16 protein-coding genes are annotated in these 16253 nt (G+C 47.5%); 10 read left to right on the top strand and 6 right to left on the bottom strand.

Annotated elements, in window-relative coordinates; all coding sequences use genetic code 11:
• Positions 1–22: 22 nt before the first annotated feature.
• Genes ABSY64_RS03200 through ABSY64_RS03190 form a run of 3 tightly spaced genes read left to right on the top strand, consistent with a single transcriptional unit; the run spans position 23 to position 2894 of the window.
• Positions 23–1000 carry a ribose-phosphate diphosphokinase gene (locus tag ABSY64_RS03200; RefSeq protein ID WP_349641623.1) on the top strand — a complete coding sequence of 326 codons (978 nt, stop codon included), beginning with the start codon at positions 23–25 and terminating at the stop codon, positions 998–1000.
• Positions 1000–1899 carry a GDSL-type esterase/lipase family protein gene (locus ABSY64_RS03195; protein ID WP_349641622.1) on the top strand — a complete coding sequence of 300 codons (900 nt, stop codon included), beginning with the start codon at positions 1000–1002 and terminating at the stop codon, positions 1897–1899. The genes ABSY64_RS03200 and ABSY64_RS03195 overlap by 1 nt, the downstream gene beginning before the upstream one ends.
• Positions 1900–1901: 2 nt before the next feature.
• The gene (locus ABSY64_RS03190; RefSeq protein ID WP_349641621.1) at positions 1902–2894 is read left to right on the top strand and encodes an aldo/keto reductase; all 993 of its coding nucleotides are present in this window, start codon (positions 1902–1904) and stop codon (positions 2892–2894) included.
• 28 nt (positions 2895–2922) lie between these two features.
• On the opposite strand, the gene ABSY64_RS03185 is transcribed toward ABSY64_RS03190, so the two are convergent.
• The gene (locus tag ABSY64_RS03185; RefSeq protein ID WP_349641620.1) at positions 2923–3471 is read right to left on the bottom strand and encodes a YiiX/YebB-like N1pC/P60 family cysteine hydrolase; all 549 of its coding nucleotides are present in this window, start codon (positions 3469–3471) and stop codon (positions 2923–2925) included.
• 146 nt (positions 3472–3617) lie between these two features.
• Here ABSY64_RS03185 and brnQ point away from each other — a divergent pair, with 146 nt between their 5' ends.
• The gene (brnQ, locus tag ABSY64_RS03180; RefSeq protein WP_349641619.1) at positions 3618–4985 is read left to right on the top strand and encodes a branched-chain amino acid transport system II carrier protein; all 1368 of its coding nucleotides are present in this window, start codon (positions 3618–3620) and stop codon (positions 4983–4985) included.
• A gap of 10 nt (positions 4986–4995) precedes the next feature.
• On the opposite strand, the gene fni is transcribed toward brnQ, so the two are convergent.
• The 4 genes from fni to mvk are packed head-to-tail and all read right to left on the bottom strand — an operon-like array spanning position 4996 to position 8948.
• A complete protein-coding gene (gene fni / locus ABSY64_RS03175) occupies positions 4996–6048 on the bottom strand; it encodes a type 2 isopentenyl-diphosphate Delta-isomerase (RefSeq protein WP_349641618.1) in 1053 nt (350 codons plus the stop codon).
• An 8-nt stretch (positions 6049–6056) separates the two neighbouring features.
• Complete coding sequence (locus ABSY64_RS03170; RefSeq protein ID WP_349641617.1) at positions 6057–7073, bottom strand: phosphomevalonate kinase; 1017 nt, start codon at positions 7071–7073, stop codon at positions 6057–6059.
• Positions 7066–8022, bottom strand: a complete 957-nt coding sequence (gene mvaD / locus ABSY64_RS03165) for a diphosphomevalonate decarboxylase (RefSeq protein ID WP_349641616.1) — start codon at positions 8020–8022, stop codon at positions 7066–7068. The genes ABSY64_RS03170 and mvaD overlap by 8 nt, the downstream gene beginning before the upstream one ends.
• The gene (mvk, locus tag ABSY64_RS03160; RefSeq protein ID WP_349641615.1) at positions 8019–8948 is read right to left on the bottom strand and encodes a mevalonate kinase; all 930 of its coding nucleotides are present in this window, start codon (positions 8946–8948) and stop codon (positions 8019–8021) included. Before mvk ends, mvaD begins: the two co-directional genes overlap by 4 nt.
• A gap of 136 nt (positions 8949–9084) precedes the next feature.
• Between mvk and ABSY64_RS03155 the strand changes: the two genes are divergently transcribed.
• The 4 genes from ABSY64_RS03155 to ABSY64_RS03140 all read left to right on the top strand — a co-directional run bounded on the left by ABSY64_RS03155 (position 9085) and on the right by ABSY64_RS03140 (position 14176).
• Positions 9085–11457 carry an exonuclease domain-containing protein gene (locus ABSY64_RS03155; protein WP_349641614.1) on the top strand — a complete coding sequence of 791 codons (2373 nt, stop codon included), beginning with the start codon at positions 9085–9087 and terminating at the stop codon, positions 11455–11457.
• A gap of 70 nt (positions 11458–11527) precedes the next feature.
• Positions 11528–12055, top strand: a complete 528-nt coding sequence (locus tag ABSY64_RS03150; RefSeq protein WP_349641613.1) for a hypothetical protein — start codon at positions 11528–11530, stop codon at positions 12053–12055.
• A 58-nt stretch (positions 12056–12113) separates the two neighbouring features.
• Complete coding sequence (asnS, locus tag ABSY64_RS03145; RefSeq protein ID WP_349641840.1) at positions 12114–13424, top strand: asparagine--tRNA ligase; 1311 nt, start codon at positions 12114–12116, stop codon at positions 13422–13424.
• Between the two features lie 59 nt (positions 13425–13483).
• On the top strand, positions 13484–14176 hold the full coding sequence (locus ABSY64_RS03140; protein ID WP_349641612.1) for a DnaD domain-containing protein: 693 nt from the start codon (positions 13484–13486) through the stop codon (positions 14174–14176).
• A 1-nt stretch (position 14177) separates the two neighbouring features.
• Here ABSY64_RS03140 and ABSY64_RS03135 read toward each other — a convergent pair whose 3' ends face one another.
• Entirely contained in the window at positions 14178–14456 is a 279-nt protein-coding gene (locus ABSY64_RS03135; RefSeq protein ID WP_349641611.1) for a hypothetical protein, read from the bottom strand.
• A gap of 24 nt (positions 14457–14480) precedes the next feature.
• Between ABSY64_RS03135 and ABSY64_RS03130 the strand changes: the two genes are divergently transcribed.
• Entirely contained in the window at positions 14481–15614 is a 1134-nt protein-coding gene (locus ABSY64_RS03130; protein WP_349641610.1) for a THUMP domain-containing class I SAM-dependent RNA methyltransferase, read from the top strand.
• A 102-nt stretch (positions 15615–15716) separates the two neighbouring features.
• Positions 15717–16250: a GNAT family N-acetyltransferase gene (locus ABSY64_RS03125; RefSeq protein WP_349641609.1), complete on the top strand. Its 534-nt coding sequence runs from the start codon at positions 15717–15719 to the stop codon at positions 16248–16250.
• Positions 16251–16253: the final 3 nt, after the last annotated feature.

The following is a 16253-nucleotide window of genomic DNA, read 5'->3' as shown; positions in this document are numbered from 1 at the left end:
TTTGCTGATATATGGAGTAGAAATGACTAGTAATCCTGAATTCCGACTTTTTGATCTAGGTTCGAACCGTCAATTAGCCGGGGAAATTTCTGAAAAATTAAACGTACCGCTGGGTACCATCGAAGAACAGCGCTTCGCTGACAACGAAATTTATGAACGTATTGCCGATTCCGTCCGTGGAATTGATGTTTACGTGATTCAAAGTATTTCGGATCCCGTTAACGATAACTTCGTCAAGTTGATGATTTTTATCGATGCGGCCCGGCGTACTTCAGCCAAGTCAATTAACGTCATCATGCCTTACTTTGGTTACGCCCGTTCGGACCGCAAGGCGCGTTCTCGTGAACCAATCGTGGCCCGCTTGATTGCCGACATGCTGGAAAGTCAAGGTGTTAAGCGCACCATGACCATGGACCTTCATACTAGTCAGGTCCAAGGTTTCTTTGATATTCCAGTTGACCACTTGCTCGCGATGCCCGTTCAGACTCATTACTACTATGAACGTGGGATTACCGGTGATGACGTCGTGGTCGTAGCCCCCAATCCCAACAGTCTAAAGATGGTTCAGCGTTTTGCCAAAGTTTTGGATGCGCAGTGGGCCCTTGTTGACCACCGGACGGACTTGGTTTTGCACGGCGAACCTTACCAAATTACTGGGGACGTGAAGGGCAAGTTTGCCATCGTCTTGGATGACATGATTGATACTGGTCGGACCATGGTCGACGCGGCCGAAGCGGTTGCCGCCGCTGGTGCCAAAAAGGTTGAATTGATGGCGACCCACGCCGTTTTGTCCGACAATGCCGTCGAAGATTTGCAAAATAGTCCGGCAGACAAGGTCATTGTCACCAACACCATTGAAGTACCTGCCGAAAAGCATTTTGACAAATTGGTTGAACTCTCAGTTGGTTCAACCTTTGCCGATGCCTTGCGTCAAGTTATTGATCAAAAGAGCATGGCTAAGGTTTTGCTTAGTCCAGATAATCCGGAAGCGCTAAAATAATGACAGCGATGGAAGAATTAAAAGCGATTGTCTCGCCCGAATGGGGGCTGACTGACGATGGCTACATTACGAGCCAGTATGGTGCCCGTTTACACTTTGAAAGCAGCGGGGCAGGTCAGGTTCATTTTTCCTTTTTAGAAGAACATCCTGATCTTTCTTTTGCTTGGTACATGGATGGGAAAAAAGTTGCTGATTTAGGCCTTGAAGGGCATGATTTAACGGTTAAATTACCAGCAGGTGACCATGATCAGCAATTAATCTTGCAGCAGTGGGCAACGGGGCAGGTTGATTTTTGGCGCCAGGGTGTGGTTCTTACAGATTTTTCGACTGATACCGAAGTCACTGCGCCAATTTTGGATGGTGCCTACTGGACTTTCGTGGGGGATTCGATTACAGCCGGCGAATTGATGGAAGGACGGCAGCACCGTCCGGACTTGTCATTTCCTGCCATAGTTGCCAAGCATTTTCAACGTCCCTTGGCTCGGATTGCTTATGGTGGGACAGGACTGACGGTGCGTGCACCTTTCCAGGAGCCGACCGCCATTCAAGCTCTCTGGCAGGTTGGACCGGACTTGATGCGACCTCGTCCTCAAACGGATTTGGTAATCGTCAATTACGGCCTTAATGATGCCAATTATGGGGCTAGTCGTCAGGAATTTGCGTTTGGTCTGCGGGTTTACTTGCTCGAACTGATTAAGCGTTTCCACCAAGCCCGAATGGTGTTGGTTACGCCCTTGAATGGTGCTTTCGTGGATGTTTTCAAAGAAGAAGTCGCCCGCTTTGACTGCTTTGAAATATTAGACAGCAGCGAGTGGGGCATCATGCCTGAGGGCCGCCATCCTAACGTCAGTGAACACCAAGCCATTGCAGCAAAGATTATTGAATATTTGGAGGATTGAACATGGTATATGCAGCAGATGAAAATCGTTACGAGAAGCTTCCTTACCGCCGAGTAAGTGATTCTGGCTTAATTGTGCCATCACTTTCCTTTGGTTTGTGGCGTAATTTGGGTGACCAAATGCCTTTGGAAAACTCGCGTAAGGTGATGTTGAAGGCTTTTGATGAAGGAATTTTCTCTTTTGATAATGCTTCGAATTACGGCCCAAGCAACGGCACTGCCGAAGAAACCTTTGGTCAAGTCTATCGTCGTGACTTGAAGCCTTACCGTAATGAATTGGTCATCACGACCAAGGCCGGTTACCACATGTGGCCAGGACCTTTGGGTCAGTTTTCTGGTAAGAAGACCTTGATGAACGCCTTGGATTTGTCCTTGGAGCGCATGGGACTTGATTACGTTGATATTTTTTACGCTCACCGTTGGGATCCTAACACCCGTTTGGAAGAAACGGCTCGTGCTTTGGACTTGATGGTTAAGCAAGGAAAAGCACTTTATATCGGGGTTTCAAACTACACTGCTGAACAAACCGAAGCGATTGCTAAAATCTTTGATGAATTGGGCACCCCCTTTATTGGAAACCAGGTTTCTTATAACATGTTGAATCCTGGCGTAAAGGATTCGGGCATGCTTGACATCTTGGACAAGCACCACGCTGGTCTCTTCGCTTACGGTCCCTTGGCCGAAGGTTTGTTGACGGACCGTTACCTGAACGGTATTCCGGAAGACTTCCCAGCCCACAAGACCAACCAGTTCATCTTTAAGGACGGAACGGCTAAGGTCGTTGAAAAGTTGAACGCCTTGAAGAAGATGGCCGATGACCGTGGTCAAACTTTGACTCAAATGTCACTGGCTTGGCTCTTGCAAGATCAGCGTGTTGCCTCTGTCGTGGTTGGCTCAAGCAATGCTGATCATTTGGTGGACAACTTGAAGTATGTTGAACACCAAGACTTTACTGACGAAGAATTGAAGCAAATCGATCACATTGTCAAAGACTAAAATAAAAAAACGCCGTTTAGGCGTTTTTTTATTGGACTTGTTCGACAAACTCTAACAAGCCCTGTTCAATTAGGTTATTGGGATTAGAACCGGCGACACCGTTTGGAACGGACTTGCCTAATTTATCAAAGTAGGTCTGCCAGCTGGGCAAAACAGTGCCCCTAGGACCAAATCGCATGGGGATGGTCTTGAAATCTTTTTGACCTGCAAAAGCCTCCAATACCAACTCTGAGCAGTAATAACCGGGATCATCCGGATAGAATGACTTGTTATAGGGTTTGCCCAGTTTTGCTTCGGCTTTAGCAATCACTGCCTCGGGTCGCGCAACGGGCTCTTTAAAGCGGTAGAGGGAAATTGCTTCTTGACGATTTTGGCGATAATTTTCCCAGTCAGTTGCTTGAACGCCACCCTTGGGGCTGGCCTCAATGATGGTTACTTGGCCGTCCGCGTCCACTTTGACGATGGCAACGTGACTGTAATTTAACTTTTTGCTTCCTGCTGTACTCTCGACGATACTTTGGTCCAGTTCACCCTGACCCGTGCCCAGAAAAATAAGGTCTGCATTCTGAAATGACATCTTTCTCCCTCGAATCTAGCTGGCCCGCTTTTTAATTTTTCCTTTTCAAAGCCTGGTATTTCCGCTAGAATGTTTAAGTGATTTTCTTTTCATTTTAGCATCTTTGACCACTTTTAAGGATGTAATTATAAGCTTTAGGAGCCCTCATGACCAAAAAGTTAAGCTGGAAACAGACCTTACTTTTAGTATCTTTGATTTTCGGTATGTTTTTTGGTGCCGGAAACTTAATCTTTCCCGTTCATCTCGGACAACTTGCAGCTGGCCACTGGCTACCGGCCACGATTGGCTTTGTACTTTCAGCCACTATGGTGCCTTTGCTGGCCTTGATTGCCTTTTCAACCTCGAAGTCTGAAAGTATTTTTGACTTGGTTAAGCCCCTTGGTGGGGGATTGGCCATCTTCTTTTTGATTGCCGTTCACGTCACGATGGGCCCGCTGGTGGCCACGCCTCGTGCAGCCTCAATTGTCTACTCGCTTTCCTTTGCTAACTGGTTACCGCAGGGCATTCAAGGCGTTAGCCAAGTCGTTTTTTTCGTCCTCTACTTTGGCTTGCTCTACTGGGTCGGCGTGCAAAAACAATCGCTGACGGTCATCATCGGTAAGTATTTGAACCCGATTTTTATCGTCCTGTTGGCCTTTATCTTCATACTGGGAATTTTGCATCCAATGGGTAGCCTGGAGCATGTGGCCTCGGCAGAGTACCAAAGACATGCCTTTACTGCGGCCTTTTTGGAGGGTTACAACACCGTTGATATTTTTTCTTCCCTAATCTTTGGGATTTCAATTGTGCAAGCAATCAATGCCATGGGTTTTCATGGCAGTCAAACAACCGGAAAGATTATTGCTAAAACCGGGACTTTTGCCATGCTAGGCTTAGCGCTCTTTTACTTAGGCTTGATTCTTTTAGGCGCTACTTCGCTTGGAAAGTTGACTGTATCGGATAACGGGGCACAGGGCTTGACCCAAATTGTGACTTATTATTTGGGCAGTTTTGGCCAGGCCTTTCTGGCGGTGACGGCTTTTCTAGCCGTCTTCACTTCGGCCATGGGCTTGACTTCCTCTTTCGCTCAGGATTTTCACAAGATTTTTCCAAAAGTCTCTTATAAGGTTTGGTTAGCCTTCACCGTGATCTTGGCCTTTTTGGTTGCCAATCTTGGCTTGGACAACATTATTGCTTGGACGATGCCCTTCTTGATTTTCCTTTATCCCTTGGCGATTGTCCTGACGATTTTGGGACTCTTAGCGCCCTGGCTAGGACGAGATAAGATTTTGTACCAAACGACCATGTTCTTCACGCTTTTTCCAGCAATCTTGGACGGCTTGGTGCGGGCACCCTTTGCCAAGTCGATCGGGCATTTGGTGGGCTATCTCGATCAAGCTGGTCACTTGCATCCCGGGCTTTACCAAGAGCTACTTCCTGGCGCTAGTGTTGGCTTTGGCTGGGTCTTACCCGCCATTATTGGTTTTGCCCTTGGTTTGATTTTGTCGCGTTATCATAATAAAAAAGCCAATTAAAAAAACGTCCTTAGGACGTTTTTTTAATTTGTTGGATGTAGTTTTGTAATTCCAAATCAAAGATGTGAGGGGCGCTCTTCAGGTCAGCTACTCGCTTTTTGCCAAGCAGGAGCATGAGCTTGGGTAGGGCAGCTTGCCATTCTCGGATTGTGGCTTCTAATTGATCTGGTCCACCAGCCATGATTTGACTGAGGAAGAAGCCGGCGGAAGAGCTAGTCTGTGCACCCAACATGAGGGTCGTTACGACATCACGCGGGCTTTTTAGACCGCCTGTGGCAATGACCGGTACCTGGACATCAGCGACTTGGGCAGCTAGCAAGCTTTCGACTGTTGACAGCCCGTAAAAGGAGAGGTCGAGGGGATTTTCATCTTGACGATCTCGGCTCTGTTCAATTTGAGCAAAATTAGTCCCGTTTGCGCCACCTAAATTAATGGCTGCTGGTTCTAACTGCGCAATTTTTTTAATCGAATCCACTGACATCCCAAAACCAACCTCTTTGATGATCACGGGGACGGGGCTTTTAGCAATAATCGTCGCTAAATTATCTAGCCAGTAAAATCCCCGATCGCCCTCAGCCATGGCGAGTTCTTGGGCCACATTGACATGCAGTTCGATGGCATTGGCCTCAATCATATCAACGGCAGCGCGCACGTTTTCAATGGGGTGGTCAGCACCTAAATTGGCGAGCAAGATGCCGTCCGGATTTTCTTTCCGGACAATTTTAAACGAATCAGCGACAGACGGATCCTTTAGGGCCAAGGACTGAGAACCGACGGCCATGGCTAAATCAGTTTTCTTAGCAACCTGAGCTAATTGTTGATTGACCTTGAAACTCATGTCGGAGCCACCCGTCATTGCTTCGATGTAAAAAGGCCAGTTTTGCTTAATGCCAGCCAATTCGGTGCTGGTATCAACTTGGTCAAGCGCAAGTTCTGGCAGCGTATTGGGCAACCACCGTACCCGGTCAAAACGAGCCCCAATCTCAGGATTCGTATGATCTTTCCAGGCCTTGGTCGCTAAAGAAAGGTGTTCTTTTTTTCGCTGTGATTGCTGTGAGGTCATAAGTTTTCCTAGAGATTTGTTGCCGGAGCAATGGGGAGTTGCGTGCAGGTCAAACCGCATATCTTAAGTTGTGAATCAACCTTTTCCTGGCTCCTCGTAAGGTAATAGCCATTATCACCAAAACCGGCACCAGAAACTTTGCCTGCCAAGTGCTGGCCTTGAATTGTCTCCCAGAAGGAAGCGAGGCGTTCTGACAGATATGGAGCGGGCAAAGCTGCAATTAGTAGTTCTTGATTGGCAGTCAGTGCCTGCCGGGCTTTGTCGTAGTCCTGATTTTGAAAGGCAAGACTTGCTGCCTCAACGCAGTGGTTACTCTTTTGATAGAAGCTAGCCGGTAAGATGAGGCCGGCTAGGGCAGTCTTGGTGTCAGCGGGTTGATGGGTGGCGGCTAAAATTAACTGCCAGTTAGCTGGCCAGTGCAAGGGTTTAATGGACAAGTCGGGCCAGTCCATTTGGATTAAATCTGGGACGGAGAGCCTTTTTTCTTCCAGTTCCGCAATAGCGGGGCTGTGATAGTGAATTATGCCACCGTAGGTGATGGCGGCCACGTCACCTAAAGAACCACTTCCTTGGATCCGGTAGTGGGCGATGGCAGCCAATTTATATTGGGTAAGGACGGGTAGCTTCAGCTGCCAAAATTGGTTAAGGGCTTTGATAATGGCAACGGATACGGCTGCCGAGGATCCCAAACCAAGTTTTCCCTGTGGAGACACCATTTGACTTTCAATTTTTAAATCAAAACTAGGATAGCTGCCTTGTCCGATGTAGCTTTGCAGAGTTTTCAAAGCTGAATGGACGTAGGACCAGGGCGATGTGGTCTCAACCGTGATTTCTTGTTGAAAATCAAAGATTAAGTCGGGAAGTTTGCCTGACTTAATTCGTGATTGATCGCCTTCCTTGGGAATGAGACTTAACTTCAATCCCTTTTGCACGGCCGCTAGCAAGGCTTGGTTACCGGCCTTGGTCACGGCATATTCACCGGCCAAAAAGAGCTTGCCCGGAATGTCGATTTCCAGCTTATTCATAGGCAATTCCTGGTCCTGGCAAGGCAGTTGCCAATTTTACGCTAGGAAAGGCTTCTTGAAGCTGACTCGAAATATCAACGGCTTGGTCTTGGCTGGTAATGATTTTGACATTGGGACCAGCATCTAGCGTGACGTAAGCCAAAAAGCCCTTGTGGCGCAAATCCTGGACAAATTTAATGATGTCTAGGGTTTGCTGCGTGTAGTAGGTAAAGCGGCGGTCGCGCGCCGATAGATTCAAGGCATGCATGGCTAACGCATTGGCTTCGGCAAGGGCGCCGACCTGCTCCAAATCGCTGGCTTGTAGTGCCTTTTGCATCGCTTCAATTTGTTGACCCGATTCTTTTACCCAGTTGGGATAATCGGGTGAAGTCATGGCGCGTTGCATGCCATCACTGGATGAAACTTTTTTATGTAGGCCGGAAACTTCTGCCACGATGAGGGCAATTGGAATTTGAGGCGTATCCAGCGCGTAGGCGTAAGAGGTTGCGTCGCTGTCGCCAGCTTGCCAAAGAGCAAAGCCTGGGAAAAAGGAGCGGGTGGCCGAACCGGAACCGCGGCGGGCAAGGCGAGACAGCTCTTCTAGCGGTAAATCCTTATCGAGATACTTTGCCACCGCTCCGGTCAAAGCAGCAAAGGCGGAAGCCGACGATGCCAAACCAGCACTCGTGGGAACTGCGTTTAAAGAATCCACCTTAACAGGATCAAAATCGCCTAGTTCAGACCGTAAAAAATCCAAAAAGCGATGCACCCTTTGGCCATCGGTCTGATTTTGATTCAAGATGAACTGATCTTCGCCGTAATCGGCCGGGGAGACCGTCGTTGTTGTGTAAAACTTGTCCAAGGTCAGGGAAAGGGAAGAAGTTGTGGGTAAGTTGAGTTCCACATTCTTTTTTCCCCAGTACTTAATCAAGGCGATATTGGTATGTGCTGTTGCAGTAGCTTTGGTCATAGTGGTTGTATCCAAGTGTTTTGTGCGCCCGCTTTATAAAGGGCAGAAGCGATTTGAATGGCATCGTTATTGTCTTTGGCCAGCGCAAACATGGCTCCGCCAATCCCTGAACCCGTCAACTTTGCGCCAAGGGCACCATTGTGTAGGGCAGCGTTGACTAAGTTATCCAACTTTGGGTGGGAAACGTTGAGGGACTGGAGTTCGTGGTGGGCCATGGTAAAGAGCCGTCCCAGTTGTTTGGGTTCGTTATGATAGAGGGCGGAACGAACTTCAAAGGCGATTTGACCCAGGTGGTGAATGGAATCCCAAGCTGCTTTGGGATTGGTTTCAAGCAGTTCTTTGACAATCCCGATGGCACGCACGGTTTGCCCGCGAACACCCGTGTCGGCAAGGACTAGAGTGGCCGAAAGGTTCATTTTAAAGGTTTCCATTTGGTGATTTTCAAACCAAACCGGGTCGTTTGACCGGACCGTTGCCGCATCAATGCCGGACGGGGAACCGTGTGAAATGTTTTCGGAAATGCTGGTGTAGAAACCTAATTTTTCAACCGGCAAATCAACCTTTTGATAGTCGAAAAAAGCCTTGGTAATGGCCGTTGCCAGTGCTGCTGAAGCACCAAAACCACGTTCCTGAGGAATGTTGGATTCAATCGACAGGTTAAAGGGTTGATCCATCATCTTAAAGTCTTCAAGAAGTTTTAGAATTAATTGCCGAATACCTTCTAGGTCGGCTCCAATTTCGGATAAAGTCCCATTGAAACTTGACATATTCAGGCTCTGCCCATCGTAAGTGGGGCGTAAGGTGGCCTTAATGGTCATATTTAAAAGGGGAATGGCGACTGCTGGCTGTTGATAAACCACGGCATGATCACCAATCAGAATCGCCTTTGCGTGAGCTTGCCCCACGCCACTTGCTTCTTTTAACATAATTCGCTCCAATAACTTTACTCATTGTACCGCATCGCGGTATTTAGTGTAAAATGACCTTGATACGTTCAGATTTCAAAACAATGGTATTTTAAAAAGCTAAGATATGACCAAGATTAAAAGAGAGGAGGAAAGCATGCAAGCCAAGGATTCTTTTGTGGTGGTCGACCTTGAAACCACAGGCCCCAGCGTGGCCAAGGGTGGCCGGATCATTCAAATCGGCATGACCTTTATTAAAAATCGCAAGATTGTCGAACACTTCGATTCTTTCGTCAATCCGGGACAAAACATTGACCGTCAAATTCAACAATTGACCCACATTCGACCTAAGGACGTTCGCAATGCCCCTTACTTTGAGGAACTCGTGTCCGTTCTGCGTTCCCTATTAGAAGGACAAATCTTCGTCGCACACAATGTCAATTTTGACTATCCCTATTTAAACGAAGAAATGAAGCGACTCGGCTTCCCACCTTTGGACCTGGTTGCCATTGACACTGTCCAACTAGCTCAAATCCTTCTACCACAAGCACCCGGTTACCGTTTGACGGACTTAACCAATTATTTGAAGCTTCCTCTAAACAATGCTCACCGTGCCAACGCCGATGCCCAAGCCACTGCCTTACTTTTGCTTGAGTTGTGGCAACGAGCCGCAGCACTGCCTAAAAAAGTCCAAACTCAACTAGAAAGCATTGACTGGGGTCTGCTAAGGCAGAGCCAGGATTTCTTAAAGATGGCCATGCACAGCACGGTTTTGCCGGAAAAGAAACCTGACCAAGATGAAATTAAGTCGACGCATTCCTTTAACAATAATTATCCGATGAAGTTGAGCCAAAAAGCGACGCAGTTGGGGCAGGAATTTGAGAAGCGTCCCCAGCAAAATCACTTGATGAATCAAATCTATAATTTCGTTTCTAAGCCTAAGCCGGGGATTTTGCAAATTGCTAGTCAGCCTAAAATGGGGAAGACTTTAGCCTATTTGCTCCCTTTGTACTATCAAAAGGCAGCCTGGCCCAGTTTACTGTTGACGGATGATTGGGGCTTGATGCACCAGCAAGTGACCCTTTTAAATTGGTTGAATCAAACCATAGGCGGCCAGCTTAGCTGGGCCTTGCTTGACTTGCCGGAAAATTATCTGGATTTCGCCAAGTTTAAAAACAGTTTGAAGGAAGCCCGTCAAAATGGCGGCCACATCTGGCAGGCGCGTTTGTTGGTCTGGTTAAACCACACACAGACGGGTAATTTGCGCGAAATTCCAGTTGGAATCGCCCGAGTTGCCGCTTGGCGAACCATTCGAGGTAGTCAAAACAGCCGCTACTTCCAAGCCGCCTGGCAAAAGGCCTTGCAGGCCGATGTCATTATGATGTCCGATCAAGGTTACTGGCAGTTGAGCGATAGTTTGCTCAACAAGCGCCAGCTCAAGAAATGGCCCCTTGTAGTTCTGGAACGTCCCATTAATTTCTTCCGGCAAATGGAAAGCGCCTTTAATATCGAATTAGATTTGAACAATTTTCCTGAAGATTATCGGGATTTGCTCAACAAAGAGGTCCGCTACAGTAAGCGACAGACTGGCCAAATCAAAAAGCACTACCGCAACTTGCTTAGTGCCAGGGACGGTTTACTTAAATTAATCGGTAAACCTGCCGAATTGGTTGGCCAAACCAAGGCCTTTTTACAAGCTTTGTTGACCCTGCAAAAGCATTTGCAAAGTTCCGGTGCCAGCAGCAATTTTGGCCCTCAAGAAGCCGAAAAGATTTTGGAAAAGATTAAGTTCTGTCAAAAGAACCCCGAGTACTTGCGGCCGATTAGTCCAATTGAAGGTGACGATGGTCAAGTGCGCTACAAAATCAGCCTGGATTTAAAGGCCATCTATCAAAAAGCCTTTATCGAAAAGCTGCAGCGCCTCGTTATTATGGCCGATTACCTTCCTCAGTCGCTTGGCCACTTCCTGACTATGGCGCCCGAAGAGTATTCGATGCAAAAGTCGGCGGTGCCTTTGGTCCAACCCGCGGTTAATGTTATCCAGCCAGAACGCTATGATTTTATGGAGCATTTGACGGCCTTGCTAGCTGCTGGTCAGCAAAAGATTTTGATTTTACAGCCCGACCGAAGCGGCATTCAAACTGCTTACCAAAGCATTAAGCGGACCTATGGCGATGACTACAACGTCGTCGCCCAGGACATTACGGCGCCGCTAGCGAAGTTAAAGCGCCAGTATCATGACCAAAGCAACATGATTATGATTGTTGACTCTGGCTACATGAAAACCCTCTGGCAGCAAACCACGGCACTGCCGGCGGTGGTCATGATTCCCGATAGTCAGGCCGTGGATAACCAGGGCCAGTTAAAAGAAATTTTGATTGCCCTACAAAGCCATCCAATCAGTCTCTGCCTCTTGAACATGAGCCCTAAGGAATTGGGACCCGTTCGTCGCCAGGTACGAATTCTAAAGGATGGTCAAGAAGATTTGATTGCTTTTTATCAGGAACTCTTTGAATTTGACCCGGACTAAAAGCGGTCTTTCTTTTTGATTTTTGCTATAATATCAGAAGGATTAAGGCCAAACAGGAAGAGAAAACGTCATGCAGTTTAATGAAAACATTAAAATCCGAAGTCGTCGCCGACGCCGTGTGCGTTGGTCGAAGATTTTTATGCTGATTATTGCCTTTCTGCTGGTAATTGCCTTACTTCTGGTAGGTTATGCCTACTGGGCAATGACGCCCATGTCCTCTGCGGAAAGCCGGGTCGAGCACCTGGTTCGTTCCAAGGCGGGCTTTGTTGATTTGGACCAGCTGACCGTCAATTACCGTCAGGGAACCACCTACGGAGTTGTCGGCACCAATGCCAAAGGACAAAAGCGGGTCGCCATCGTACAAGGAGATTCCAACAAAGTTAAGACTTTCCCACGTTCAGCGGGGATGAGCAATGCTGCCTTGAAGCAGCTAATTACGACCAAGTATCACCCTAAGAAGTTATACGAGGCCAACATCTCGATGTATAAGGGTGTCTTAGTTTGGGAAATCGCCTACGAAAACCAAAAGGGGCAGTTGAACTACCTGACTTTGGATTTCAAGACCGGTAAGCCTTACCGGGTCATTAACGGCCTTTAATGGTCTAAGATAACGTACTTTTAAAATAAGGAGGTTAGCACCCAGCGTGCTATCAAATATGAGTGAAGCAAGTATTCCCACGATTAAAATTATCGATGCCAAGAATTATGTAGGTCAAACCGTTAAAATCGGTGTTTGGCTCCGCCAAAAGCGTGGCAGCGGTAAGATTGCCTTTTTGCAGTTGCGCGACGGGACCGCTTTTTTCCAGGGTGTTGTGGTGAAAGCCAACGTTTCGCCCGAAGTTTTTGAAACGGCTAAGGAATTAAAGCAAGAAACCAGCATGTACGTCACTGGTGAAATTCATGCCGATGATCGTTCTTCATTTGGTTATGAAATGGCGGTTCAAGACATCCAAGTGATTGGTGAAAGCCACGATTATCCCATTACGCCAAAGGAACACGGGACGGAATTCTTGTTTGATGAACGCCACCTTTACTTGCGTCACTTGAAGCCTTTCGCAACTTTGCGAATTCGCAACACTTTGATTGCCGCAACTTATGAATTCTTCAACAATGAAGGCTTCATCAAGTTGGATGCCCCTTTGTTGACGGGTTCGGCTCCGGAAGGAACGACCGACCTCTTTGAAACGGATTACTTTGACCACCAGGCCTACCTTTCACAGACTGGTCAGCTTTACGCTGAAGCAGGGGCCATGGCCTTTGGTAAGGTCTTTACCTTCGGACCGGCCTTCCGTGCCGAAAAGTCTAAGACTCGTCGTCACTTGACTGAATTTTGGATGATTGAGCCCGAAATGGCCTTCATGCACCAAGATGAAAGTTTGGAATTGCAAGAACGCTATGTTGCCTTCTTGATTGAAAAAGTTTTGGAACGTAATGACCAGGAACTTGATATTTTGAAGCGTGATAAAGAATTGCTTCGTTCATACACGAAGTTGCCATTCCCACGTGTTTCTTACGATGACGCCATTAAGCTTTTGCAAGACAATGACTTTGATGTTAAGTGGGGCGTTGACTTTGGTTCTCCTGAAGAAACTTTCTTGGCCAACCACTTCTCCAAGCCAGTCTTCATCACCAACTTCCCTAAGGCGATTAAGGCCTTCTACATGAAGCGTGATCCAAAGCGGGATGACATTGTTATTTCTGCCGATTTGTTGGCACCAGAAGGTTATGGTGAAATTATCGGTGGTTCAGAACGTGATACCGACTATGACTACTTGAAGTCACGAATTGAAGAACAGGGCTTGAGCATGGACGATTACGGTTGGTACCTTGACCTCCGTAAGTACGGTTCCGTGCCACACTCTGGTTTCGGCCTTGGTTTGGAACGAATGGTTACCTTCGTAACTGGCGAAGATCATATTCGTGAAGCCATTCCATTCCCACGTATGACGCACCGTTTGCGTCCTTAATGAAAAGCGTTCAAGTTGTGCTTGAACGCTTTTATAATAGTTGATGATTGGAGGAGACCATGGAAGCAAATTTTAAGCGCTACTTAGCAGCCGGGCAAACCGCCGTTAGTAACGAACTGCTAATGAACTACCGCAAGATTGGCATGGACAATGATGATTTAATGCTTTACCTACAAATTGAGCGGATTCAAGCCCGTGGTGATTATGCCAATCCAGCCGTTCTGGCCCGAATTTTGCAGGTGACGGAAAGTGCTGTTGTCGACCGCTTAAAGAGTCTCCTTAAGCGTAAACTGTTGACTGTCGAGGGGCGACAAAAGCAAACGGAAAGCTACGATTTCAGTCCCATGTTTGAAAAACTACTGGGTGGACAAAGAGCCGAAGTAGCCCCGGAAACCTTGTCGGATGGCGTCAAGTCCAAACGGCAGGTCATGCAAACGGTGGAAGCTGAATTTGGCCGCTCTTTATCCGCCATGGAAATGCAAACGATTGGGCACTGGTTCGATCAGGATCACTTCGATCCTAATATGATGCTGCTGGCCCTTAAGGAAGCCGTTTTGAACAACGTGCGGAATTTACGCTACATCGAAACCATCTTGGCTAATTGGCAGCGTGAGCAACTTAATTCGCCCCAAGCCGTTGAAATGGCCAAGCGTAAACGGCGCGGCGTCACTTACGTTTTGGCGGACCAAAAGTCAGGTCAAAAGGGCAAGGTCGACTTCAAGCTACCACACCAAAAAATCGAAGACATGTAGCCTAACGTAGGCAAATGTTGTAGTCTTCGTCGAGGCGAAAGCCCAAAATATCGCGCCCATCGGCCTGGTAAAATTCGGTTTGGTGACCAGCTTGGCTTAAACGCCCCAGTAATTGGGATAGGGTCAGCGCCTTCTTACCCGGAAGGAAGAGAAGGTCGGCCCCGTTTGGGTGGTATTTAATTTCAGCAAGGGGGAGCTTTTGCTTCTTTTCATCGAGTAAAAACAACTTGCTTTCGGGCCGCATATAGCGGGTTAAGACTTCAAAATCACTTAGTTTCATTGTGGATTATTATAAAGGAAAATCATGGCAAAAACATATCATTTGATGGCGACGGCAGCCGCTGGAATCGAAGCATTGGTCGGCAAAGAACTGCGCCATTTGGGTTACGATGCTCAGGTTGAAAATTACCGCGTTCGTTTCGACGGCACGCAGGCCGATATCTTAAAGGCGAATCTTTGGCTCCGCACGGCCGACCGAATCAAGATTATCGTCGGTGAATTTGATGCGACCACCTTTGAAGACCTTTTCGAAGGGGTTAAAGCCTTGGATTGGTCGTCATATTTGAACTACGATTCGGAATTTCCGGTGGCGGGTCGTTCCCATAAGTCGGCGCTTTTCTCTGTTCCTGATGTTCAGTCCATCACGAAGAAGGCCATTGTGGCTAATTTGCAAGAAGCTTTTCACGTGCGCACTCGTTTACCAGAAACTGGTTTTAAGGCACAGCTGGAAGTCATGATTGAAAAGGACCATGTGATTTTGACTTTGGATACCACCGGTGAATCACTATTCAAACGTGGTTACCGTGTCAACAAGGGTGGCGCTCCTCTGAAGGAAAACTTTGCGGCGGCCTTGGTCATGCTAACCAACTGGCATCCGGACCGACCTTTCGTTGACCCAACCACTGGATCGGGAACGATTGCCATTGAAGCGGCTTTGATTGGCCGTAACATTGCCCCCGGCCTGATTCGCCACTTTGCCATCGAAGACATGGATTGGTTCGATAAGGACCTGTCGGACACGATGCGCGACGAAGCCGAAGATCAAGCCGATTATGACCGGACCTTGAACATTAAGGGCTATGATATCGACGAAAACATGGTCGCCATTGCCAAGGAAAATGCCAAGCACGCTGGTTTGAGCCAGGATATTGAATTCTACCAGTTAGCGGCCAAGGATTGGAAAACGGACGAAGAAAACGGTGTTTTGGTTGCTAATCCACCCTATGGGGAACGTTTGGGTGAAATTGAAGCGGCCCGTAAACTCTACCGTGAAATGGGGCAAGTTTATTCCCGTTACCCAAGCTGGTCGAAGTACATTTTGACTTCGGATTTGGACTTTGAAAAGAGCTACGGTCAAAAGGCGACAAAGCGACGTAAGCTTTATAACGGTTCCCTGCGAGTTGATTACTTCCAGTATTGGGGAAAGCGCGCAAAATAAAGCTTGAGCAAGGTTTGGCTTTCCTTTTCTTTGTGATACAATGTATCTCTGTTATAAACGAAAGGAGCGGTATACCGAATTTTGGTATACAACAGTGACAAGATGGCAACAGTATATATGCGTCGTGCTAAAGCACGTGATATGGACACAATTGTTAGCATCCTACAGAGTGCAAAGGGCTATTTGAAGGCTCAAGGAATTGACCAGTGGCAATCAGATTATCCCAACCATGAAACGATTCAAACGGACATGGATAACCACCAAGCATTTGTTTTGATTTGTGGTGATGAAGTTGCCGGTTATGCCGCTGCCTTCGAAGGCGAAGACCCTATCTACACCGCTTTGGAAGATGGTTCTTGGCTCGTTGACGGACATGATTACGCTTCCTTGCACCGCGTGGCCATTTCGGATAAGTTCCGTGGCCAAAAGTTAGCTGCCCGCTTCATGACGGCTTTGATTTCTTACTTCTATGCCCAGGGGGCTCGTGATTTCCGAATCGACACGCATCCCGGCAACCTACCAATGCAAAAGGTCATTGCCAACAATGGCTTTGAAAAGCGTGGTACGGTGCATATGGAAGAAGCTGATCACATCTCAACGGCACGTTGGGCTTACCAATTGTTGATTCAAGATTAATTT

Origin of the sequence: Eupransor demetentiae (assembly GCF_963930865.1) — a bacterium.
Classification (GTDB): Bacteria; Bacillota; Bacilli; order Lactobacillales; family Lactobacillaceae; genus Eupransor; species Eupransor demetentiae.
This window is presented reverse-complemented; position numbering and strand designations above follow the sequence as displayed.